A 19,796-nucleotide genomic window follows, 5' to 3' on the forward strand; every position below is an offset into this window, starting at 1 on the left:
CGATCCGTGTGCCGTGTTTTGCGAGCTGTAGGCTGAGGGCCTTACCCGATCGCCCCTCCCTTGGCTGATCTTGTTGCTGCCGCTCTGCAGCCCGGAGCCCTGATCACGCTGGTGGTGTTGCTGGGCTCCGTGGTCCTCTTCATCTCCGGTTGGCTGGCGCCCGATCTCACGGGGTTGCTCGCCGCCGGCCTGCTGGTCAGCTTCCACGTGATCGAGCCGCGGGAAGCCCTGGAGGGTTTTGGCAGCCCTGCCCTGATCACCCTGGCTGGTCTGTTCGCCATCTCCGCTGGGCTGTTCCGCAGCGGGGGACTCGATCGTCTGCGCGCCTTGATCGGCTCCGACGCCATTCGCAGCCCGAAGCGAATGATTGCCTTGATGGTGGCGGTGGTGGGCCCCGTTTCGGCGGTCGTCCCCAATACCCCGATCGTCGCCAGCCTGCTTCCGGTGGTGGAGGGCTGGTGCAAACGCCGCCGCATCTCCCCCTCGAAGGTGCTGCTCCCGTTGTCCTTTGCCACGGTGCTCGGGGGGACGATCACCCTGCTGGGCAGCTCGGTGAACCTGCTGGCCAGCGAGGTCAGTAGCCGTCTGGGCTACGGCAGCTTTGGCTTGTTCAGCTTTACCCCGATCGGTCTGGGGGTCTGGCTGCTGGGCGGGTCGCTGATGGTGCTGCTCGCCGATCGCTTTCTGCCGGATCGGGGCCGCGATGACGACGACCTGATCGCTGACCTCTCCAGCAGTGGATACCTGACCGAGGTCAAGATTCCATTGGGTTCTGAGCTCATTGGCCAGTCACTCCACGCCACGCGGCTGCAACGGCGCTTTGACCTCGACGTTCTGGAGCTGCACCGCGGCACGGAGCGCTTTATGCCTCCCTTGGCCGACCGCACCTTGATGCTCGGGGATCGTCTGCTGCTGCGCTGCAGCCGCGAGGACCTGCTGCGCCTCCAGCAGGACCACACAGTGGTCTTGGCCCCCACGCCGGAGCAACCGCTCAGCCTGGAGCAGGACAACAGCCAGCGGATGGTGGAGGTGCTGTTGCCCTCCGGCTCCACCCTCGCCGGTGACTGCCTGCGCGATCTGCGTTTCCGGCAGCGCTACAACGCCACGGTGTTGGCCCTGCGGCGCGGCAATGCCGTGCTGCGGGAACGGCTCGGGCGCGCCCAACTCCGTGAGGGGGATGTGCTGCTGCTGCAGGGTCCCAAGGACGCCATCCGCGGCCTGGCGGCCAGTAATGACCTGGTGGTCCTGGAGCAGTTGGAGAAGGACCTGCCCACGGTCAGCCGCAAGCGCGTGGCGCTGCTGATTGCTGCCCTGGTGCTGCTGTTGCCCAGCTTTGAGATCATCCCCTTGGTGGCGTCCGTGCTGCTGGGCACGGTGGCCATGGTGGTGACCGGTTGCCTGCGCGCCGGTGAACTGCAACGGGTGGTGCGCCTGGATGTACTGGTGCTCCTGGGCTCGCTGGCGAGCTTCAGCGTTGCCCTGGAAAAAACGGGTCTGGCCTCTGCCCTGGCCCAGGCCCTGTTGCTCGGCTTGAGCAGCTGGCCGGTCTATGGCGCCATGCTCGTGGTGTTCCTGTTCACCGTCGCGTTGACCGAAGTCATGAGCAACGCGGCGACGGTGGCGATGTTGATTCCCATCGCGGGTCAGTTGGCCCAGGGGCTTGGCCTACCGCCGATGGCCTTGATTTATGTGGTGCTCTTCGGCGCCAGCCAGAGCTTTCTCAGTCCGATTGGCTACCAAACCAACCTGATGGTCTATGGCCCGGGTCGCTATCGCTTCTTGGACGTCTCCCGCTATGGCTTCCCCTTGACGATTGCCATGGCCATCGCCGTTCCTTGGATGGTCTGCCGCTGGTTCGGCCTGTAGAACGTGAGCTCGCAAGGCCCTCGGGGTTGGATGAAGCGCCTCAAACAGTGGTTGCTCTGGCTGTGGCATCACGAGGCCAGTCGCGGCCAGAAAGCCCGGGGCTTGGCGGCTGGGGTGTTCATGGGGTGCTTCCCGATCTTCGGTCTGCAGACCTTGCTGGGCATCGCCCTGGCCAGCCTGGTGCGCGGGAACCACATCCTGGCTGCGGCGGGTACCTGGATTAGCAACCCCCTGACCTACATCCCCCTCTACTGGTTCAACTACAGCGTTGGCTGCTGGTTGCTGGGTCCTGGCCCTGCCTTGCCCACCCTTGAGGCGATTCAGCAGGGGGGCATCTGGGAGCTCGGGCTGGCGATCTCCAGCCGTCTGTTGCTGGGCTCCACCCTGGTGGGATCCCTTAGCGCAGCGCTGTTTGGCGGGATCTATTGGTGGTTGCTCAAGCGCAGCCAGCAGGGCCGCGCCCATACCTAGCCCTCGGGGACCCGCTTCCAACCGGCCAGCACCCCAAGGATGTCGGCGGCGCTGACCAGGCCGACGAAGGCCCCGAACTCGTCGACAACAACCCGCACGGAGCTGCGGTCGCCGCGCCGGAAGCTGGTGAGCAGCCGATCAGCGCGGATCATCTCGGGGACGAATTGCGGCGCATCACAGAGCTGGCTGATCAGGCGGTAGCCCCCACCGCTGAGCAGCTCAGCCATGGCTCGCTCGCGGCTTTGAACCCCCAGCACCTCATCCACCTCTTCCCCCAGGACGACCCACCAGGCGTCATCGGCGGCCTCAAGGATCTCCTGGCGAACCGAGTCCAGGCTGGCGCCGCCTGAAAGGGACGGGGTCGCCACCCGTGACACCATCAGATCCCTGGCGGTGAGGTCGTTGAGGGCAAAGACCTTGCCGATCATCGCGGCCTCGTCGGCTTCGATCTGGCCCTGCTGGGAGCCCAGGCGCGCCATCAGGTGGATCTCACGTTCGTTGGTGGTGAGTTCACTCGTCGCGGTGATGGCCGGCATCAGCTTCTCCAGCACCAGCAGCAGCGGCAGAGTCAGCCGCTCGAGCATCAGCAGAATGCGCGCCGAGACCAAGGAGATCGGCATGGCGAAGCTGTTGCCGATCGTTTTGGGCAGGATTTCAGCGAAGAGGATCACGGCCACCGTGAACCCGACGTTGAAGAGCAGCAGGGCCCAGCGGCCCCCGACGCTTCCGAACACCTGATTGGCCTGGCTACCGAGCAGGATTGAACCGGAGATGTTGAACAGGTTGTTGATCACCACCAGCAGCACCAGGGCCCGCCCGGGCCTGGCCTTGATGCGCTCCAGTGCCCGTGATCCCGGCACCTTTTGCTGCTTGAGGGTGTGGACCTGAATCGGATTCACCGTCAGCATGGCGGCTTCTGTACTGGAGGCCAAAGCCGAGCCCACCAGGATCAGCACCGCCATCACCAGCAGCACAACGATCGGATTCATCGACTGGCGCAGGCTGCGAGATCGATCGGACCTTACCTACGGTTTGCGGGATGAACCCGTCTTCGAGCAATCCAGTCCGGGCGCTACAGCGTTGGCGCCATCAGCTCACGGTGCCGCAGTTCACCGTGGTGACGGGCCTGCTGGTGATCGTTCTGGCGACCCTGCTGCTCTCGACGCCGCTCTGCTCCAACTCCAACGTTGGTTTGTGGCAGGCCCTGTTCACGGCTACCTCTGCGATCACTGTGACCGGTCTTTCGGTGATCGATATCGGAGAGGATCTGACCTTCGCAGGCCAGGTGGTGCTCGCGGGCCTGATCATCACCGGTGGTCTCGGACTGATGGCGATCACGACCTTCCTGCAGGGGTTTGTGCAGGGCCGATCCGGCTTGCGCAATCGTTTGGACAAGGGCCGTGCCCTTGATGAATTCGGGGTTGGCGGCATCGGACCCACCTTCCACAGCATCCTGCTGGTGGCCCTGTGTGTGATGGGCTTGGGCACGGTGGTGCTCTACAGCTTTGGTTTTACCGACATCGAGGACCCGGGCAGACGGCTTTGGGCTGCGATGTTCCATGCCATCAGCGCTTACAACAACGCCGGATTTGGCCTCTGGTCCAACAGCTTGGAGAGCTATCGCGATAACCCCGTGGTGACTGGGGTCATCGCCTTCATGATCGTCATCGGTGGCATTGGTTGGCGGGTGGCCAATGACATCTGGAACAACCGCTTTCGGTTGGGTCGCCTGCGTCGCCTGAGCCTGCACACCCGCCTGGTCATTCGCAGTACGGCGCTGTTGATCGTCATCGGCGCGGTGGGTCTGTTGATTACCGAGCACATCGGCTACGGCGCCTCGGCGATGGAGCCCTATGGCTGGCTTGAGGACCTGCAGATCGTCCTCTTTCAGTCGATCACCACCCGCACCGCCGGCTTCAACACGATTCCCCTCTCCGCCCACCAGATCACCGACGCCGGGCTGCTGCTGATCATCCTGTTGATGTTCATCGGCGCCAGCCCAGGCGGCACCGGCGGCGGGGTGAAAACAACCACCTTCGCCATCCTGATGGGGGCCACCCGCTCGACCCTCCAGGGCCGCAGCCATGTGCTGCTGCACCGCCGGCAGATTCCCGATGCCACGGTGCTGCGGGCCGTGGGGGTCACCTTGGCTTCGGCCCTGTTTGTGGTGCTGATGGCCTTGACCTTGGGCCTGGGGAATTCCCTTGGGCAGCAGCAGGTGCAGTCCTTCAGTTTCCTGGAGAAGCTCTTCACCTGCGTGTCCGCCTTTGGCACGGTTGGCCTGGACCTGGGGGTCACGGCCCATCTCAACCGCTGGGGCCAACTGGTCTTGATGGTGGGGATGTTCGTGGGGCGGGTGGGAATCCTGTTGCTGCTCTCCGCGCTCTATGGCACCCGCCCCCAGAGCCGGGTGGGTTATCCCAAGGAAGATTTGTATGTCTAGTGGCTTCACCACTTAGAACAGGGACGACGAGCACCGGGCTGTGAATCAGTGGCTGTGAATCAGTGGTGGCAGTGGAGCGCTGAAGCCGGGGTGCGCCGCGGCAGTTTTGCCGTCATCGGGGTCGGACGTTTTGGCTCCTCGGTCTGCTCGGAGTTGCTTCAGTCCGGAGCGGAGGTGTTGGCGATTGATTCCAACCAGCGCGCCATCGATGAGCTGCGCCAGATCGATCCCGCCATCGAAGCGCGGGTGGTGGACTGCACCGACGAAGAGGCCCTGCGGGCCGCCGGGGTGCTGGACATGGAGACGGTGGTGGTGGCGATGAGTGAACCGCTGGAGGCCAGTGTCACCGCGACCTTGATCTGCAAGGACTCCGAAGGCAGCCGGGTGAAGCAGGTGATTGCCCGGGCCACGAGCGACATCCACATGAAGATGCTCAAGCGGGTCGGTGCTGACCGCGTGGTCTTTCCCTCAAAAATGATGGGTCAGCGGCTGGGGATGGAGCTGGTGCGCCCGAACCTGCTGGAGCAGTTGCGCTTGGACGACCGCAGCAGCATCGAAGAAATCAAGGTCCCAGCAGCTTTCATCGGCCATTCCCTACGGGATCTCAACCTGCGTAAGCACTACAACGTCAACGTCCTGGCGGCAGGACCGGCGGGTGAGCTGCATGTGAACCCACCGGCCTCCCATGTCCTGGCCGAGGGCGAGCTGCTGGTGGTCATGGGCTCTGAGGATTCTCTGCGGGCGTTGCCCGCCAGTTGAGGGATGGCCTTTGTGCGCTTTCCCTCACCCCGTTAATGACAGCTTGTGCCCAAAACCTTTCCTGACCCCCTGAGCCGGAGCTAGCCCGGGGCGATAGCGCTCACCAAAGGGGGCTGACTGTCATGGTCAGTAGCTCAGTGGCTCCAACGGCCTTACCACCACCGCTCAAGGAAAGCGGCCAGCGGGAGGTCTTTTGCGGTCTGACCTCGATCGTCTGGTTGCATCGGCGCATGCCGGATGCCTTTTTCCTGGTGGTGGGCTCCCGCACCTGCGCCCATCTGATCCAGAGCGCAGCTGGGGTGATGATTTTTGCCGAACCCCGCTTCGGCACCGCCATCCTTGGTGAGCGGGACCTGGCGGGTTTGGCCGATGCCAACGAAGAGTTGGATCGACTCGTCGCGCAACTCCTGGAGCGCCGCCCCGAGATCCGCACCCTCTTCCTGGTGGGGAGTTGCCCCAGTGAGGTGATCAAGCTCGACCTGGCCAAGGCCTCCGAGCGGCTGAATCAGCAGCACGCCGGGCGCGTGACGGTGATCAACTACACCGGCAGCGGCATTGAGACCACCTTCACCCAGGGGGAGGACAGCGCCCTGCAGGCGCTGGTTCCCCTGATGCCCAAAACGGACCAGCCCCAGTTGTTGATCGCCGGGACCCTGGCGGATGCGGTCGAAGACCGTTTGGTGGGCCTGTTCCAGAAGCTCGGCATTGAGCGGGTGGTGAGCCTGCCGCCGCGGCGCTCCACTGAGCTTCCCGCCGTGGGCCCGGGGACCCAGTTGCTCCTGGCGCAGCCCTACCTCTCCGGTACGGCTCGGGCCTTGGTGGACCGCGGAGCCACGTTGGTGTCAGCGCCCTATCCCTTTGGCGTTGAAGGCAGTCGGGACTGGATGGCCGCGGCGGCTAGGGCCTGCGGAATCGCGCAGGAGCGGATTGATGCCGTGCTGGATCCCCTGGTGGAGCGCGGCCGGCGATCCTTGGCTCCCCACCGGGAGGTATTGGCGGGCAAACGTCTCTTTCTGCTTCCCGATTCCCAACTGGAGCCGGCCCTGGCGCGCTTTCTCGCGCGGGAGTGCGGCATGGAGCTGGTGGAGGTGGGAACCCCCTATCTCGACCGTCAGTTGATGGCGGAGGAGCTCGCGCGCCTGCCCGAGGGCACGCAACTGAGCGAGGGGCAACACGTCGAAAACCAGTTGCAACGGGTGCGCCAGGAGCGTCCGGATCTGGTGGTCTGCGGTTTGGGCCTGGCTAATCCCCTGGAGGCAGAGGGGATGGCCACCAAGTGGTCCATCGAGTTGGTCTTTAGCCCGATTCATGGCATCGATCAGGCCGGAGATCTGGCTGAACTCTTTGCCCGTCCCCTGCGTCGCCGCGGCGCGCTGCAGTTCTCCTGATTCGCCACCGATGGAACTCACGCTCTGGACCTACGAAGGCCCCCCGCACGTTGGGGCCATGCGCATCGCTGCCTCGATGGAGGGAGTGCACTACGTCCTGCATGCGCCGCAGGGCGACACCTACGCCGACCTGCTGTTCACGATGATTGAACGGCGGGATCGCCGACCCCCTGTCACCTACACCACCTTCCAGGCCCGGGATCTAGGGGGTGACACCGCCGAACTGGTGAAGCGCTCCATTGCCGATGCAGTCGAGCGCTTTCAGCCTGAGGCACTGCTCGTGGGCGAGAGCTGCACGGCGGAGCTGATCCAGGACCAGCCAGGGGCCCTGGCGGCGGGTATGGATCTGGGTGGGATCCCGATGGTCAATCTGGACCTGCCGGCCTATTCCAAAAAGGAAAACTGGGGGGCGGCTGAGACCTTCTACCAATTGGTCCGCAGTCTGCTGAAACCGCAGCTTCCGCCGCCCGGTCAGCCCAAGCTCGATCCCACCCGTTGGCGCGCTGAAAACCGCCGGCCGCGGGTGAACCTGTTGGGGCCGTCCCTCTTGGGTTTCCGCTGCCGCGATGACGTGCGGGAGTTGACCCAGCTGCTGGCGAGTTATGGCATTGATGTGGCCGTTGTCGCCCCCCTCGGCGCCCGGCCGGCTGACCTGCTGCGACTCCCGACGGCGGACGTCAACCTCAACCTCTACCCCGAGGTCTCCGGAGCGGTCTGCAGCTGGCTGGAGCGCCAGTTCGGCTTGCCCACGGTCAAAACGATTCCAATCGGCATTGGCGCCACGGTGGAGTTCCTGCGTGAACTGCATGGCGTCCTCGGCCTGGAGCTGCCCCAGGACCTGCAGCCCGGTGCCGATGGCCTCTGTCCTGCCGAGCGCCGCTCGCGGCTTCCTTGGTATTCCCGCTCGGTGGATTCCACTTATCTGACGGGCAAGCGGGTCTTTGTGTTCGCCGATGGCACCCACGCCCTGGCCGCGGCAAGGATCGCCAGCCGCGAACTGGGTTTTGAAGTGGTGGGCCTGGGCACCTACAGCCGTGAGATGGCCCGGGAGGTCCGAGCGCTGGCGGCGGAGTTGGGGCTCGAGGCCCTGATCAGCGATGACTACCTCGCCGTTGAGGTGGCCATGGCTGCGGCAGCGCCGGAGTTGGTGCTTGGGACCCAGATGGAGCGCCACAGTGCCAAGCGCCTGGGCATTCCCTGCGCCGTGATCAGTGCCCCCCTGCACGTTCAGGACGTCCCCGCCCGCTATGCCCCCCAGATGGGCTGGGAGGGGGCCAACGTCATCTTCGACAGCTGGGTGCACCCCTTGATGATGGGGCTGGAGGAGCATCTGATAGGTATGTTCCGCCACGACTTCGAGTTCGTGGATGGCCACCGCAGTCACCTGGGCGATGGTGCACCGGCCTCGCCCGTGGCACCTGCCGAGGAGGTCACGCTGCCCTCAGTGGATGGGGCGCAGTTGTCCTGGAGTGCCGATGGCGAGGCGGAACTGGCCAAGATTCCCTTCTTTGTGCGCGGCAAGGTTCGCAAAAACACCGAGGCCTATGCCCGTGATCAGGGTCTGGCGGTGATTGATAGCGAGGCCCTCTATGAAGCGAAAGCCCACTACAGCCGTTGAGTGCTGCAGTGGGATGAGTATTGCTACCTATGAATGAGTGTTTAAATCCTCATTTCTGACCTGGACTGTTTCGCTTTGCACGGGGCTAGAGGTCAAGGGGCAGGAACAGGTCTTGTATGGAAGAAGAGCTTTAAAACCAGGGTTCCTGTGTTCCTGGTTTTCCTTGTTTTATGACCACCACGCTCAAGCGCCCCGATGGTGAGGGCAGCGTTCAGGTTCATCAGGATTCCTCTATGCAAATCGAGGAGGGAGCGTTGGTCATTGCCGTCTACGGCAAAGGTGGGATTGGCAAAAGCACTACCAGCTCGAACCTCTCTGCGGCCTTCTCCAAGCTCGGCAAACGGGTGCTGCAAATCGGCTGCGACCCTAAGCACGACAGCACCTTCACCCTGACCAAGCAAATGGTCCCGACGGTGATCGACATCCTCGAGGGGGTGGACTTTCACACCGAGGAGTTGCGCCCAGAGGACTTCGTCTTTGATGGCTTCAATGGGGTGCAATGCGTGGAGTCCGGTGGCCCTCCGGCGGGTACCGGCTGCGGCGGCTATGTCACCGGACAGACGGTCAAGTTGCTGAAAGAGCACCATCTCTTGGAAGACACCGATGTGGTGATCTTTGATGTGCTCGGCGACGTGGTTTGTGGTGGATTTGCGGCCCCTCTGCAGCATGCCCACTACTGCCTGATTGTCACTGCGAATGACTTCGATTCGATCTTTGCGATGAATCGGATCATTGCGGCCATTCAAGCCAAGGCCAAGAACTACAAGGTGCGCCTCGGTGGGGTCGTGGCCAACCGCAGCCGCGACACCGACCAGATCGATCGCTTTAACGACCGGGTGGGCATGAAGACCATGGCCCACTTCCCCGATCTCGATGCGATCCGCCGCTCCCGCCTGAAGAAGTGCACGATCTTCGAGATGGAATCCACTCCTGAAGTGGAGGCCGTCCAGAACGAATATCTACGCCTCGCTCAGTCGATGTTGGAGAGCGTGAAGCCCCTCGAGGCTGAACCGCTCAAGGATCGCGAGATCTTTGACCTGCTGGGGTTCGACTGAACCCCTAGAGCCGAACCTTGGTGACTTCGGCTTTGATGCTGCCTCCGCGGGTTCCCACATCAATGGGGGCCCGCGTGAAGATCTCCACGCGAATTCCGCTTCTGGCAATCAGCCAGAGCGCCTGAGCTAGCAGCGCCACGCTGGCCATGACCACAAGGGGCCAGAGCAGCGGTTGCAGGGACTGCTGGTTGAGGAGTTGTGCTGCGGCCAGTCCGCTGAGGAAACCCAGCAGCACGAGCAGGCAGGACTGGGCTGTGCGGTTCAAGAGCTCAGGCTGCTGCAGGCATCCAGCAGGAGTTCCTCCGCCGGAGTTTCAGCGCCGGGAACGCGCCAGTCCCCCCAGTTGGAACCAGCCCGCTTGCGGTTGAGGGTCAGATCACGGCAGTTCACCGCGAGTGCCCGATCGGGCACGTTGCTCTTGGGATTGCTCTCTGGGGTGGAGGGCCAGCTCAGGCCGCCAATGGCCGTGGGGCGGGTGACGGCGCGTCGCCAGGGGGTGACCCAGATGTAGGGGTGACTGTCGAATGGCTTCCAGCTGGTCCAATCCACCTCCACATCACCGAAACGACGCCAGCGTTCGTGCTCTTGCGCTTGTCGCTGTCGCAGGCGCTCCAGCAGTGCCTGTTGCTCCGCGCTGGTTGCTGTTTCGGCCCGTACTGCGGGGATACCGCCGCTGCCCATCAGGAGCATCAAGCTGCCCGAGAGCAAGGGGAGGAGGGGGAAGCGTTGAATCATGGCCGGCGCCTCAGGGCAGGGGGGGGAGCGGTAGCGGTGAAACGGCCTTGAGGGCGTCCTTGATCGAGACGGTGACATTGCCGCCGATCTGGTTCACCCCCACTTCGCCATTGACCAGCAGCGGTTCATCGCTGACGATCTCGACGGGTTCAACAATTTTCTCAACGGTCACCGGCTTGGCGATATGTCCAACGTCAACCGGGAGTGAGTCGTTGGCCTTGACCGGCAGGGCTGCTTTGGCACTGACGGCAACCGGTAGGGCGCCGTTGGCTTGGACCTGGACTGGGGTCAGGATTTTCTCGACTTGGATGGGCCCCTTGAGGACCACGGGGAAGGGCTGTTGGCGCTTGACGGCAATCGGTATGGGTTGCCCCAAGATCTGGATTGCCGCCATGGCCGCCGACCAGGTGGCGAGCACAACCGCCAGGGGCCAACGGCAGGCCATCGCCAACAGGAACCAGCGCGGCTCGTCCTGAGGGTTCAGTGGAATCACAGGCCTTCCCATCGGCAACCCTGCAAGGCTTGCCGTAGGCATACATCAGGGATGGGGGCTTGTCATCCCTACTGCAGCTGAGCCGTTGGACTAGCGCAAGCCGACCAACTTGAGTGATTCATCCCAAACCCCTTGTGCCGTTTCGGGATTGCTGGCCTTATCGGAGAGCTCTTGGCTGAACTGCTGGCCGCCCTGCTTCTGGCGGTTACCCCAGCTCCAATGCACCCCGGATGTGCCAAAACCTGGATCGGCGACCACCTGCGCCACCCGCTCTCCGGCGAGGGCCTGGCTGACGTAGCCACCGGTGACGTTCTTTTGGAACCAGGGGAAGATCTTCTGGAAGGCCCGCGGGGTATTGCGGAAGAGGGGGGTGTCCGCGACGCAACCGGGGTACAGCGAGCTGAAGACGATCCCCGTGGAGTGGTGCAGGCGGCGATGCAGCTCCTGCGTGGTGATCATGTTGCAGAGCTTGCTGTCCTTGTAGGCCTTGCCAGGTTTGAAGGCCTTGCCGTTGGCCATGGCGATGGGTGCCTTGAAGCCCGCCTTGAAGCCGCTGAGGTCGCCCAGATCCGCCGGAGCGGGGATGGGGATCTTGCCGCCCAGTTCTTTCGAGTTGGCCGTGACGGTGCCGAGGATGACGACGCGCTTGGAGGGATGCTGCGAGGCCTGCAGCTGCCGCACCAGCAGTTGAATCAAGAGGAAGTGGCCCAGGTGGTTGGTGGCCATGGAGAGCTCATAGCCCTGGGGAGAGCGCTCGGGTTCTTTCAGCCTGGGTTTGTAGACCGCCGCATTGACGACCAGGGCATCGAGGCCAAAGCCAAGGGAGTCGACCAGGGTCTCAACGCCGACACGGACACTCTCGAGATCCCCGAGGTCCATGCGGATGTGGTGGAGCTTGTCGCTGGGGATGCCCAGGGAATCGGCGGCGGCTCCAGCGCGCACCGGATCCCGGTTTGCCGTGACCACCGTCCATCCCCGATCGGTCAGGGCCTTGACGGCATTCAGGCCAACCCCTGAGGTGGTGCCGGTCACCAGGACCGCTCCGGCGGGTCCGCCTGCGTTCGTGAGGTTGCTTGAAGCGGTCATGGACCCAAAAACTGCCCGCAACAACTTACGGAAGGAGAGGCCTCAGGGGGTCTGGATTGCGTTGGACGGTTGCTGATTGGAATCCGGGCGCAGTTGCTTCCAGACCACCCGTAGGCGGTTCGGGGCAATCCACTGGTCCTGCTCCTGGATCAGCTTTTGCTCGCCTCCAACGTTGAACAGGCGATCAAAACGGGTCTGGGCTTTGAGCAGCTTGGCTTTTTGGATGTCCAGAACGGCGGTGATCTCGCCGTAACGATCCAGGCGCTCCTGGTAGGCCCCCGCCAGTCGAATCAAGCTGACCACGGCCACCAGGGAGAGGCCGATCTTCAGGGAGAGACCGATGGAGCCGTAGAGCAACTCCTGGCTCGGACTTGAAGGCCTGATCTGCTGCGGGGGTGCCGGCTCAACAACGCTCAAATTGGCGTCACTGCGGTGCTGGCGACGGCCTCGAGTGGGTTCCGCTTTGGGTTCTTGAGCAGTCCGTTTCCGATTTGCGGATCGCCGCTGCGATAGCTGGGCAGATCGGGAGGGGCTCAAGGGTGAGGAGGAGTGGGGAGAGACGCACCGCTTCTAGCAGGTTGTCTCTCCCGTGCCAAGCGATCAGGCGCGGTAGAGGCTGGCGGCGAGACGCACTGCGAGCACGCCAGCGTGGGCGGCCACCACCAGGGCGATCAGAATTTCAGCCTGGGTGAGGGACATGACCGTTGAGAAAAACACCAGTCCATTCTCACGCAGATGGTGGGGCTGGCTAGGGCCTGGGCCTGGGCCTGTCACAGCTCGACACCCCTAGGGGATGGGCTCGCTACGGTCGATCGTCAGTTCTGCAGGGTTCTTTTGGTGTCTGGTCTGGCTCCTGATGGAACGGTGTCGATCTCAGCGCAACAGGTTCAAGACCAGAGCCTTGAGCCCCTGCAGCCTTGGTTCGCCTTGGACCCCAAGGACCTGCTGCAGGCCAGCGGCAGCCTGACGCTCCAGTTCGACTGGCCCCGTTCGGCGGAGGACCCGCGCGAGCTCTCGGAGATCACGGAGCTGCGCCTCTGGAGCCTGCGCGCCGATGCCCTCTGCCCGTGGCTACCGCTGCTGCTGGAGCGCAGCAGTGGCCAATTGACCCGGCACGTGGCCATGCTGCTCCCCCATCAGTTCAACCGCAGCGAGGGGATTCGCTTCGCCCCAGACAGCCTTGAGCTCTGGATGACCCATCGCCTCTACCTGCTGGATCACTGGTCCAGGGGGTATGGCTTGAACTGTCGCGGCAACCTGGAGCAGATGGCGGCCGTGCTGGGCTTTGAGCTGGACGGCAGCTTCTGGAAGGACCACGAGCGCTAGAGCCAGAGCAGAACGGCCCGCCGTCCGACGTCCACGGCCAGCAGCACGCACAGCAGCCGGATCAGTCCCACCAGGCGCTGTTCCGGCACCTTCTGCAGGTGCCCGGCGGACCACTGGGCGGCTGAGGCGGCCGTCGCCCCCAGCACCAGGCCGATCAGCAGTTGGGCCCTGCCGTCTCCCCAAAAGGTGAAGGAGGCCACCAAGGAAGAGGCGAAGACCGCCATCGTGCTCAGCCGGATCGCCTGGTAGACCCCAAGGCGCAGCCCGCGAACCATCAGCGGCACCATCACCAGGCCGCCTCCGACACCCAGCAGGCCGCTGGAGAGGCCCGCCACCAGGCCAACGCCGATCAGTCCCCGCACCGGCACGGTTGAAGCGCTGTTGCCGCCCGTGCGGCGAGGCTCGATCACCAGGGCCAGCAGCCCGTACATCAGCGCCTGCAAGGCCAGCAGTTGCCAGCCCTCAAGGCTGTGGCCAACCCGGCTGAACAGACCCCCGCCAAAGGCGGCGCCAGCGCTGATTGCCAGGGCCGCTTGAGCGGGCACCTGACCGCTGCGCCAATGGGTCAGGCTGCCCGCCATGGTGGTCGGAACAATCGCCAGGGTGCTGGTGGCCAGGGCCTGATGGGGCGGCAGGCCAATCCAGAGCAGCAGGGGAGAGAAGACCAGGCCCCCACCAATTCCCAGCAGGCCTGAGAGCAAGCCGGCCAAGATGCCTAGAGGCAACAGAGGCAGCAGCTCCCAGCCCATGGCGCATGCCGCACGTCTCACCCGCATCCTGCCAGCTCCATGAGGTGGCGTTGGATCCCACCACTCACGGCCGATGCCGGCCTGCAGATGGCGATCGACCGTTGGATGCTGCAAGAGCAGTGCGCCGGTCAGGGCGATCCGATGCTGCGGCTCTACCAGTGGAGTCGGCCGACCCTTTCATTGGGAAGACACCAACGCCAGATCGATCCCCGCTGGATCGCCCTGGCTGAGCAGGGCCGTTTGCACTTGGTGCGGCGTCCCAGCGGCGGTCGGGCTGTTCTGCATGCCGGAGAACTCACCTATGCCCTGGCCTGCCGGCCGGCCACGACCCATCGCCTGACGGCCTATGCCGAGGCCTGTCAGTGGCTGCAGGTGGCCTTCGCCGCCCTGGGCGTTCCCCTGGAGTTCGGCTCGGTGAAGGCTGCGGAGGCGGCCCAGCGGGGCAACTGTTTTGCCAACGGCACGGCTGCAGATCTGGTGCAGGCCAATGGCGCCAAACGGATCGGTAGTGCCCAGCTCTGGAGTGGGGCCTGCCTGCTGCAGCACGGCAGTGTCCTGCTCTCTCCACCCCAGGACCTCTGGCGGGAGGTCTTCAACTCTCCAGCGCCAAACCTGGAGCCTCTACCGCAAGCGGCCGTGATGGCGCAGCTCCAGCGGGCGGCGCGGGATCACCTGTGTGGCGGTGCGCTCCAGACCGTGGCCCTCAGCGCCAGGGAGTGGCAACAGATCCAGCTGTTGGAGGACCCGGCTCCCCTGCGCTGAAGCCCTCAGCCCTCGGGGTTGCTTTCGATGGTTCGTGCCACGGGCGCCAGCATCATCCCCAGGGGATAGACCCCTTGGCGGCGGGCGGCCTCCAGGATCGGTAGAGGCAGCCGAACGCCGAGTTCATTCAGGACCCGTTCCGCCAGTTCCGGTCGCTCCAAGGTGCCCGTGGGTAGTCCCGCTGGACCAAGCACCAGCAGCCGATTCACCTCCGGCTGGTCGAGCTGCAGGATCGCCTGCCAGAGCGGAGTCCCATCGCCAATGCTCGGGAGTTGATCGAGGGGTTGCAGATGCTCGCCAACGCTGTCCTCATCCCAGCGCTGCACAGGCAGGCTCTGCAGGGGGGCATCGGTGATGAACCCCTTCCAGCGGCCCTGGTCACAGACCAGTAGCCAGTCCGCCAGACCCTTCTCGTCGCTGACCCGCAGGCGGCTGAGTTCCCGCAGTTTCGTGTTGGCCTCGAGCACGCGGTAGCGCCTCTGGGCCGCATCCTTGACCTGCAGCCTGCGCAGCACGCCCTGCAGCGCCAGCATCTGCGATTGGTTGCGGGCGGCGCCAAGGCCAAACCAGCCCAGAAGCATCAACCAAATCCCCGCTACCCCGGCTCCTCGCAGCAGCAGAAAGGCTCCAAGGCCAATGGCGCTGAAGGCCAGCACCTTGCCGCTGGCGGTGGCCACCTGGATTCCCTTGCGCTGGCTTCCGGTGAACTGCCAGACCAGGGCCTTGAGAATCAGGCCGCCATCGAGCGGGAGTCCCGGCAGCAGGTTGAACAGGGCCAGGATCAGATTCAGCCCGCCCAGCTCACTGACCATGGCCCCCAGCAGGGGCGAGGCATGGCTGGCGCTATGGCTGCCGAGGAGCAGTAGGGCGGAGAGCACCAGGCTCACCAGGGGGCCAGCGGCGGCAACCCAGAAGGAGCCCATGGCGGTTGGGCACTCCCGCTCCACACTGGCCACCCCGCCCAGCAGAAACAGGGTGATGCTGCGGACCTTGACCCCCTGACTGAGGGCCACCAGGGAGTGCCCCAACTCATGCAGCAGCACTGAGAGGAACAGCAGCAGGGCGGTGAGCAGGCCAATCAGCCAGAGCCAGGCCTCTTGGGTTTGCGCGGCGAATTGCTGGCTGTACTGCTGTTGGAAGGCCACCGTGGCCAGGGCCAAGATCAGAAACCAGCTGGGGTGAATGCGTAGGGGGATGCCCCGAATCCGCAGTAGCTGCCAGCCTTCCCCCACACGTCCTCATCCGTTGCCCCGATCCTAGAAAGGTTGGGCTTCCCGGGGCCACGGCATGACGGCGCGTCCAACTTCCCCCATTGGCCCCCAGCCATGGCTGAAGGTCTGTGGACTGCGCCATCCCGAGCAGGCCAGTGCCGTGGCCGCCCAGGGCGTCGATGCGATCGGGGTGATCGGTGTTGAGGCCTCCCCCCGCTGGTTGTCCCCTGGCGCCCGGCCGGCGCTGTTTGCGGCGATGCGACAGGCCTCAAGCCGCTGTCTTGGCGTCCTCGTGGTGGCCGATCCCAGTGATGCGGAACTGTCCCAGTTGGGTGCGGCTGGCGGCCATCAGGTGCTGCAACTCCATGGCCAAGAAACGCCAGAGCGCTGCCGGCAACTGCGGGAGGCCCTCGGCCCGGATCTCTTGTTGTGGAAGGCCCTGAGAATTCGCCAGCCCGAGGATCTGCAGCGGGCGGCCGACTACGGCGCGGTCGTCGACGCTCTACTGCTGGATGCCTGGGTGCCCGATCAGCTCGGCGGCACGGGCCACCGCATCCCGATCGATTGGCTCAGTGGTTTTTGCTCCCCTCTGCCCTGGTGGCTCGCTGGCGGCTTGAATCCCGATCGGGTCGCCCCGGCCCTACGGGCCTTGCAGCACCGGCCCCCCTCTGGATTGGATGTCTCCAGCGGGGTGGAGCGGGCTCCGGGGGATAAGGATCTCGCCAAAGTGCAGCAGCTGGTGGCCGCCGTGGCTCCCTTTCGCCAGGATTTGAGCAGCTAATCCTCTGCCATGGCTGCTCTGCGCTCTGCCCCTGTGCTCCTGGGCTTGGCCCTTGCGCTGTCCCCAGCACTGCGCGCCCAGGACCTGGTCGGTTGCCGCCTGGTGGGCGCGAGCCTGCAGTGCATCCCCGGCGTCACGGAAAGTGCCCAGCAGCAGATCAGCACCTTCCGCGATCAGATCTCTGCGGATCTGGAGTTGGAGGGTGCGATCGAGCAGCAGATTGATGGCCTGCGTTCACTCGTGATTGCTGGTCAGGCCATTCAGGGTGGGCTGCTCCAGGCCACGGTCGAGGCCGACGCCAATGCCGCCCTGGCGAACTCCCAGTACCACTGGTACCGGAAGGATCCCTCGGCGCGCACCTGGCTCTTGATTGAAACGGCCCAGGGCACCAGCTATGTCCCGGGACCGGTGGATGTCGGCCAGAACCTCATGGTGGTGGCGGTCGTCAACCAAAACGGTCAGGTCAAACGCATCGCCTCAGCCCCCGTCGGGCCGGTGCTGGCGCCTTAGCCCAGCATCGACTCCTGCTGCTTCACCAGTTCGAAGAACTCAGCCTTGAGGCTGGAGTCGTGGCGGAAGTCACCGCGGACAACGGAGTTCACCATGCTGGTTTGGGGCTCCTTCACCCCGCGCCACTTCATGCAGTAGTGCTGCGCTTTGACCAGGATGGCCAGGCCCTGGGGTTCGCAGAGACGCTCGATCTCATCGGCCAGGATCATCACCGCCTCTTCCTGGATGTGGGGACGGGAGAAGACCCAGTCGGCCACGCGCGAGAACTTGGAGAGACCAATCACCCGTTCGCCGGGCTTGATCCCAATCCAGCAGTTGCCCAGGATCGGCACCAGGTGGTGGGAGCAAGCCGAGCGCACCGTGATCGGGCCCACGGTGTAGATCTCGTCGAGCTTTTTGACGTTGGGGAAGCTCGCGATCTTCGGCTGGGGATGGAAGCGACCCTTGAAGACCTCATGGAGGTACATCCGTGCGACACGCTCGGCGGTCTCCTCGGTGTTGTGGTCGTTGTCGATATCGATCACCAAGCTGCGCAGCAGCTCGCGAACCTTTCCGGCAACCTCGATTTCCAGTTGATCGAGTTCGCCGTCCTTGAGGTGTTCGGCGATGTTGTCGTTCGCCAGGAAGGGCACGCCGGCGGACTCGAGGCGTTCACGGATGCGGCGGCTTACGGGAGCCAACTGGCCGGGAATGCTCGAGGACAGGGTTGAAGTCATGAACGGGTCCCGAGATGCGTTCAAAGAACGCCCGCTGCGGGCATAAGGGTTAGATCCTCCACAACATTGGAGGAAGGTTGCTGAGCCAAAGACAGCAGTGTCTCGGCCACGCGCTCTGGGGTGAGCATGGCACGGCGGTCGAAGGAACTGTGGACGGTCTCGCTGTCCCAGAGGGGGGTATTAACCGCACCCAAGGTGAGCGTCGATACACGGATTCCGTGCTGGCGCTCCTCTTCCGCTAAGCAGCGACTAAAGGAGGCCAAGGCGGCCTTGGTGGTGCAATAGGCCCCCCATTCCGGAAAGGCATTGCGGGCCGCATGGCTGCTGACGTTGATGATCAAACCCTGGGTCTGGCGCAGGGCCGGCAGGACCGCCTGGCAGGTTTGAACAACGCTGGTGAGGTTGAGCTGCAGCAACCATTGCCATTGCTCCAGGGGCATCTCCGCTAGGGCCCCCGTGTAGGCCGCTCCGGCGTTGTTGATCAGCACCGTTGGAACCAGTCCCCGGGAGAGCAGGTTCTCCAGGGCAGGGGCGATGGCTTGTGGATCGGAGAGATCCACAGCGATCGTTTCCACCCGGCAGCGCTCACTGCGCAGCTCCTGGGCCAGCTGCTCAAGATCGGCTTGGGAGCGGGCCAAGAGCAGCAGCTGATAGCCTGCTTGGGAAAAAGCCCTTGCTGCGGCTGCTCCGATCCCCCTGGAGGCACCAGTGATGAGGGCAACGGGCGCTGAAGCGGAGACAGGGGAACTCAACGGCGGGGGCGGGCCGCAAGGACCCCGATCAAACCAACGAAAACCTTACGAGCTCAGGCTTGCGTCCTGGGCGCCGGATTCCAGGAAGCGACCCATCCGGCGGAACTTGGCGTAGCGCTGATCCACCAGTTGCTCCTCGCTGAGGGCCTGCAGGCCCGCGAGTTGCTGCAGAAGAGCCGCCTTCAAATTCTCTGCCGCCTGACGCGGGGCCCAGTGGTTGCCGCCCGAAGGCTCGGCAATGATTTCATCGATGATCCCCAGCTTCAGCAGATCGGGCGCCGTGATCTTCAACGCCTCAGCGGCCACCGGAGCTTTACCCGCATCGCGCCAGAGGATGGAGGCGCAGGCCTCGGGGCTGGCCACCGTGTAGACGCTGTGCTGGAACATCAGCAGCCGGTCCGCCACTCCGATGCCTAGCGCACCACCTGAGCCCCCCTCACCGATCACCGTGGCCAGGATCGGAACGCGCAGCTTGAACATCTCGCGCAGGTTTACGGCGATGGCCTCGCCCTGGCCCTGCTCCTCCGCCAGCAGTCCGGCGTAGGCGCCGGGGGTGTCGATGAAGCTGAGGATCGGCAGGCGGAAGCGATCGGCGTGCTCCATCAGGCGCATCGCCTTGCGGTAGCCCCCAGGTGAGGCCATGCCGAAGTTGCGAGCCACGTTTTCCTTCGTGTCCCGTCCCTTCTGGTGGCCCAAGAGGACGACGCCTTGATCGCCAATGCGTCCGACGCCGCCCACGAGGGCTTGGTCATCGCTGCCGCGCCGGTCCCCGTGCAGTTCGATGAATTCATCGGTCAGCACCTGGATGTAATCGAAGGTGCTGGGGCGTTGGGGGTGGCGCGCAACCTGAATCTTTTGGGCGGGACTCAGGTTGCTGAAGATCTCTTCCCGCCTGCGGGCCGCCAGGGTCTCCAGTTGGAGCAACTGCTGGCTGACGTCGACTTCAGAGTCTTTGGCGAGCTGCCGGATTTGGTCGATCTGCTCCTCCAACTCCACCAGGGGCTTCTCGAAGTCGAGCAGGGGACGACGGGCCATGGCAGCGGGTGTAAGGGGCAGGGGGGCGAGCGTTGAACCG

23 protein-coding genes are annotated in these 19,796 nt (G+C 64.3%); 11 read left to right on the top strand and 12 right to left on the bottom strand.

All coding sequences use genetic code 11. From position 1 onward, the window contains the following. Positions 1–60: 60 nt before the first annotated feature. Positions 61–1,866 carry an SLC13 family permease gene (locus tag CB0205_RS0108680; protein ID WP_010316568.1) on the top strand — a complete coding sequence of 602 codons (1,806 nt, stop codon included), beginning with the start codon at positions 61–63 and terminating at the stop codon, positions 1,864–1,866. Between the two features lie 30 nt (positions 1,867–1,896). After that, on the top strand, positions 1,897–2,337 hold the full coding sequence (locus CB0205_RS0108685) for a DUF2062 domain-containing protein (RefSeq protein WP_010316569.1): 441 nt from the start codon (positions 1,897–1,899) through the stop codon (positions 2,335–2,337). Here CB0205_RS0108685 and CB0205_RS0108690 read toward each other — a convergent pair. After that, complete coding sequence (locus CB0205_RS0108690) at positions 2,334–3,326, bottom strand: CNNM domain-containing protein (RefSeq protein ID WP_010316570.1); 993 nt, start codon at positions 3,324–3,326, stop codon at positions 2,334–2,336. The two genes, CB0205_RS0108685 and CB0205_RS0108690, sit on opposite strands and share 4 nt — an antisense overlap. Before the next feature lie 50 nt (positions 3,327–3,376). Between CB0205_RS0108690 and CB0205_RS0108695 the strand changes: the two genes are divergently transcribed. The 5 genes from CB0205_RS0108695 to bchL all read left to right on the top strand — a co-directional run bounded on the left by CB0205_RS0108695 (position 3,377) and on the right by bchL (position 9,600). Further along, positions 3,377–4,780: a TrkH family potassium uptake protein gene (locus tag CB0205_RS0108695; RefSeq protein ID WP_029626252.1), complete on the top strand. Its 1,404-nt coding sequence runs from the start codon at positions 3,377–3,379 to the stop codon at positions 4,778–4,780. A 54-nt stretch (positions 4,781–4,834) separates the two neighbouring features. After that, positions 4,835–5,539, top strand: a complete 705-nt coding sequence (locus CB0205_RS0108700) for a TrkA family potassium uptake protein (protein ID WP_010316572.1) — start codon at positions 4,835–4,837, stop codon at positions 5,537–5,539. A gap of 122 nt (positions 5,540–5,661) precedes the next feature. Beyond that, positions 5,662–6,927, top strand: a complete 1,266-nt coding sequence (locus tag CB0205_RS0108705) for a ferredoxin:protochlorophyllide reductase (ATP-dependent) subunit N (RefSeq protein ID WP_010316573.1) — start codon at positions 5,662–5,664, stop codon at positions 6,925–6,927. Positions 6,928–6,937: 10 nt separating this feature from the next. Further along, entirely contained in the window at positions 6,938–8,545 is a 1,608-nt protein-coding gene (locus tag CB0205_RS0108710) for a ferredoxin:protochlorophyllide reductase (ATP-dependent) subunit B (protein ID WP_010316574.1), read from the top strand. A 170-nt stretch (positions 8,546–8,715) separates the two neighbouring features. Then, the gene (gene bchL / locus CB0205_RS0108715; protein ID WP_010316575.1) at positions 8,716–9,600 is read left to right on the top strand and encodes a ferredoxin:protochlorophyllide reductase (ATP-dependent) iron-sulfur ATP-binding protein; all 885 of its coding nucleotides are present in this window, start codon (positions 8,716–8,718) and stop codon (positions 9,598–9,600) included. A gap of 4 nt (positions 9,601–9,604) precedes the next feature. Here bchL and CB0205_RS14595 read toward each other — a convergent pair whose 3' ends face one another. From CB0205_RS14595 to psaM, 6 genes are all read right to left on the bottom strand, one after another. Further along, entirely contained in the window at positions 9,605–9,865 is a 261-nt protein-coding gene (locus tag CB0205_RS14595; RefSeq protein WP_010316576.1) for a hypothetical protein, read from the bottom strand. Beyond that, positions 9,862–10,335: a hypothetical protein gene (locus CB0205_RS0108725; RefSeq protein ID WP_010316578.1), complete on the bottom strand. Its 474-nt coding sequence runs from the start codon at positions 10,333–10,335 to the stop codon at positions 9,862–9,864. Before CB0205_RS0108725 ends, CB0205_RS14595 begins: the two co-directional genes overlap by 4 nt. Before the next feature lie 10 nt (positions 10,336–10,345). Further along, on the bottom strand, positions 10,346–10,840 hold the full coding sequence (locus tag CB0205_RS0108730; RefSeq protein ID WP_043705821.1) for a hypothetical protein: 495 nt from the start codon (positions 10,838–10,840) through the stop codon (positions 10,346–10,348). Between the two features lie 78 nt (positions 10,841–10,918). Then, entirely contained in the window at positions 10,919–11,914 is a 996-nt protein-coding gene (locus CB0205_RS0108735) for a protochlorophyllide reductase (RefSeq protein WP_010316583.1), read from the bottom strand. 42 nt (positions 11,915–11,956) lie between these two features. After that, a complete protein-coding gene (locus tag CB0205_RS14600) occupies positions 11,957–12,331 on the bottom strand; it encodes a hypothetical protein (RefSeq protein ID WP_071777977.1) in 375 nt (124 codons plus the stop codon). A 183-nt stretch (positions 12,332–12,514) separates the two neighbouring features. After that, positions 12,515–12,613: a photosystem I reaction center subunit XII gene (psaM, locus tag CB0205_RS0108745; protein WP_010316586.1), complete on the bottom strand. Its 99-nt coding sequence runs from the start codon at positions 12,611–12,613 to the stop codon at positions 12,515–12,517. A 165-nt stretch (positions 12,614–12,778) separates the two neighbouring features. On the opposite strand from psaM, the gene CB0205_RS0108750 reads away from it, so the two are divergent. Then, positions 12,779–13,240, top strand: a complete 462-nt coding sequence (locus tag CB0205_RS0108750) for a CRR6 family NdhI maturation factor (RefSeq protein WP_050778466.1) — start codon at positions 12,779–12,781, stop codon at positions 13,238–13,240. Here CB0205_RS0108750 and CB0205_RS0108755 read toward each other — a convergent pair. Further along, on the bottom strand, positions 13,237–14,016 hold the full coding sequence (locus CB0205_RS0108755; RefSeq protein ID WP_232197281.1) for a sulfite exporter TauE/SafE family protein: 780 nt from the start codon (positions 14,014–14,016) through the stop codon (positions 13,237–13,239). The genes CB0205_RS0108750 and CB0205_RS0108755 overlap by 4 nt on opposite strands. A 12-nt stretch (positions 14,017–14,028) precedes the next feature. On the opposite strand from CB0205_RS0108755, the gene CB0205_RS0108760 reads away from it, so the two are divergent. Then, positions 14,029–14,751, top strand: a complete 723-nt coding sequence (locus CB0205_RS0108760) for a lipoate--protein ligase family protein (RefSeq protein WP_010316592.1) — start codon at positions 14,029–14,031, stop codon at positions 14,749–14,751. A 5-nt stretch (positions 14,752–14,756) separates the two neighbouring features. Here CB0205_RS0108760 and CB0205_RS0108765 read toward each other — a convergent pair whose 3' ends face one another. Beyond that, a complete protein-coding gene (locus tag CB0205_RS0108765; protein ID WP_010316594.1) occupies positions 14,757–15,983 on the bottom strand; it encodes a site-2 protease family protein in 1,227 nt (408 codons plus the stop codon). A 55-nt stretch (positions 15,984–16,038) separates the two neighbouring features. On the opposite strand from CB0205_RS0108765, the gene CB0205_RS0108770 reads away from it, so the two are divergent. Next, complete coding sequence (locus CB0205_RS0108770; protein ID WP_010316596.1) at positions 16,039–16,743, top strand: phosphoribosylanthranilate isomerase; 705 nt, start codon at positions 16,039–16,041, stop codon at positions 16,741–16,743. Between the two features lie 9 nt (positions 16,744–16,752). Next, positions 16,753–17,253 carry a hypothetical protein gene (locus tag CB0205_RS0108775; RefSeq protein ID WP_010316598.1) on the top strand — a complete coding sequence of 167 codons (501 nt, stop codon included), beginning with the start codon at positions 16,753–16,755 and terminating at the stop codon, positions 17,251–17,253. Here CB0205_RS0108775 and folE read toward each other — a convergent pair. The 3 genes from folE to CB0205_RS0108790 are packed head-to-tail and all read right to left on the bottom strand — an operon-like array spanning position 17,250 to position 19,756. Then, on the bottom strand, positions 17,250–17,969 hold the full coding sequence (folE, locus tag CB0205_RS0108780) for a GTP cyclohydrolase I (RefSeq protein ID WP_010316599.1): 720 nt from the start codon (positions 17,967–17,969) through the stop codon (positions 17,250–17,252). The two genes, CB0205_RS0108775 and folE, sit on opposite strands and share 4 nt — an antisense overlap. A 20-nt stretch (positions 17,970–17,989) precedes the next feature. Continuing rightward, positions 17,990–18,721, bottom strand: coding sequence for an SDR family oxidoreductase (locus tag CB0205_RS0108785; protein ID WP_050778463.1), 732 nt, complete (start codon positions 18,719–18,721; stop codon positions 17,990–17,992). Positions 18,722–18,766: 45 nt separating this feature from the next. Then, on the bottom strand, positions 18,767–19,756 hold the full coding sequence (locus CB0205_RS0108790; RefSeq protein ID WP_010316603.1) for an acetyl-CoA carboxylase carboxyltransferase subunit alpha: 990 nt from the start codon (positions 19,754–19,756) through the stop codon (positions 18,767–18,769). Positions 19,757–19,796 lie beyond the last annotated feature (40 nt).

The organism is Synechococcus sp. CB0205, from assembly GCF_000179255.1.
In the GTDB taxonomy this organism is placed as follows: Bacteria; Cyanobacteriota; Cyanobacteriia; order PCC-6307; family Cyanobiaceae; genus Vulcanococcus.

Coding starts and splice junctions, on each gene's coding strand:
- CB0205_RS0108725 (WP_010316578.1), bottom strand. CDS start 10,335: ATGATTCAACGCTTCCCCCTCCTCCCCTTGCTCTCGGGCAGCTTGATG.
- CB0205_RS0108730 (WP_043705821.1), bottom strand. CDS start 10,840: ATGGGAAGGCCTGTGATTCCACTGAACCCTCAGGACGAGCCGCGCTGG.
- CB0205_RS0108695 (WP_029626252.1), top strand. CDS start 3,377: ATGAACCCGTCTTCGAGCAATCCAGTCCGGGCGCTACAGCGTTGGCGC.
- CB0205_RS0108710 (WP_010316574.1), top strand. CDS start 6,938: ATGGAACTCACGCTCTGGACCTACGAAGGCCCCCCGCACGTTGGGGCC.
- folE (WP_010316599.1), bottom strand. CDS start 17,969: ATGACTTCAACCCTGTCCTCGAGCATTCCCGGCCAGTTGGCTCCCGTA.
- CB0205_RS0108775 (WP_010316598.1), top strand. CDS start 16,753: ATGGCTGCTCTGCGCTCTGCCCCTGTGCTCCTGGGCTTGGCCCTTGCG.
- CB0205_RS0108755 (WP_232197281.1), bottom strand. CDS start 14,016: ATGCGGGTGAGACGTGCGGCATGCGCCATGGGCTGGGAGCTGCTGCCT.
- CB0205_RS0108760 (WP_010316592.1), top strand. CDS start 14,029: ATGAGGTGGCGTTGGATCCCACCACTCACGGCCGATGCCGGCCTGCAG.
- CB0205_RS0108770 (WP_010316596.1), top strand. CDS start 16,039: ATGACGGCGCGTCCAACTTCCCCCATTGGCCCCCAGCCATGGCTGAAG.
- CB0205_RS0108690 (WP_010316570.1), bottom strand. CDS start 3,326: ATGAATCCGATCGTTGTGCTGCTGGTGATGGCGGTGCTGATCCTGGTG.
- CB0205_RS0108705 (WP_010316573.1), top strand. CDS start 5,662: ATGGTCAGTAGCTCAGTGGCTCCAACGGCCTTACCACCACCGCTCAAG.
- psaM (WP_010316586.1), bottom strand. CDS start 12,613: ATGTCCCTCACCCAGGCTGAAATTCTGATCGCCCTGGTGGTGGCCGCC.
- bchL (WP_010316575.1), top strand. CDS start 8,716: ATGACCACCACGCTCAAGCGCCCCGATGGTGAGGGCAGCGTTCAGGTT.
- CB0205_RS0108685 (WP_010316569.1), top strand. CDS start 1,897: ATGAAGCGCCTCAAACAGTGGTTGCTCTGGCTGTGGCATCACGAGGCC.
- CB0205_RS0108735 (WP_010316583.1), bottom strand. CDS start 11,914: ATGACCGCTTCAAGCAACCTCACGAACGCAGGCGGACCCGCCGGAGCG.
- CB0205_RS0108790 (WP_010316603.1), bottom strand. CDS start 19,756: ATGGCCCGTCGTCCCCTGCTCGACTTCGAGAAGCCCCTGGTGGAGTTG.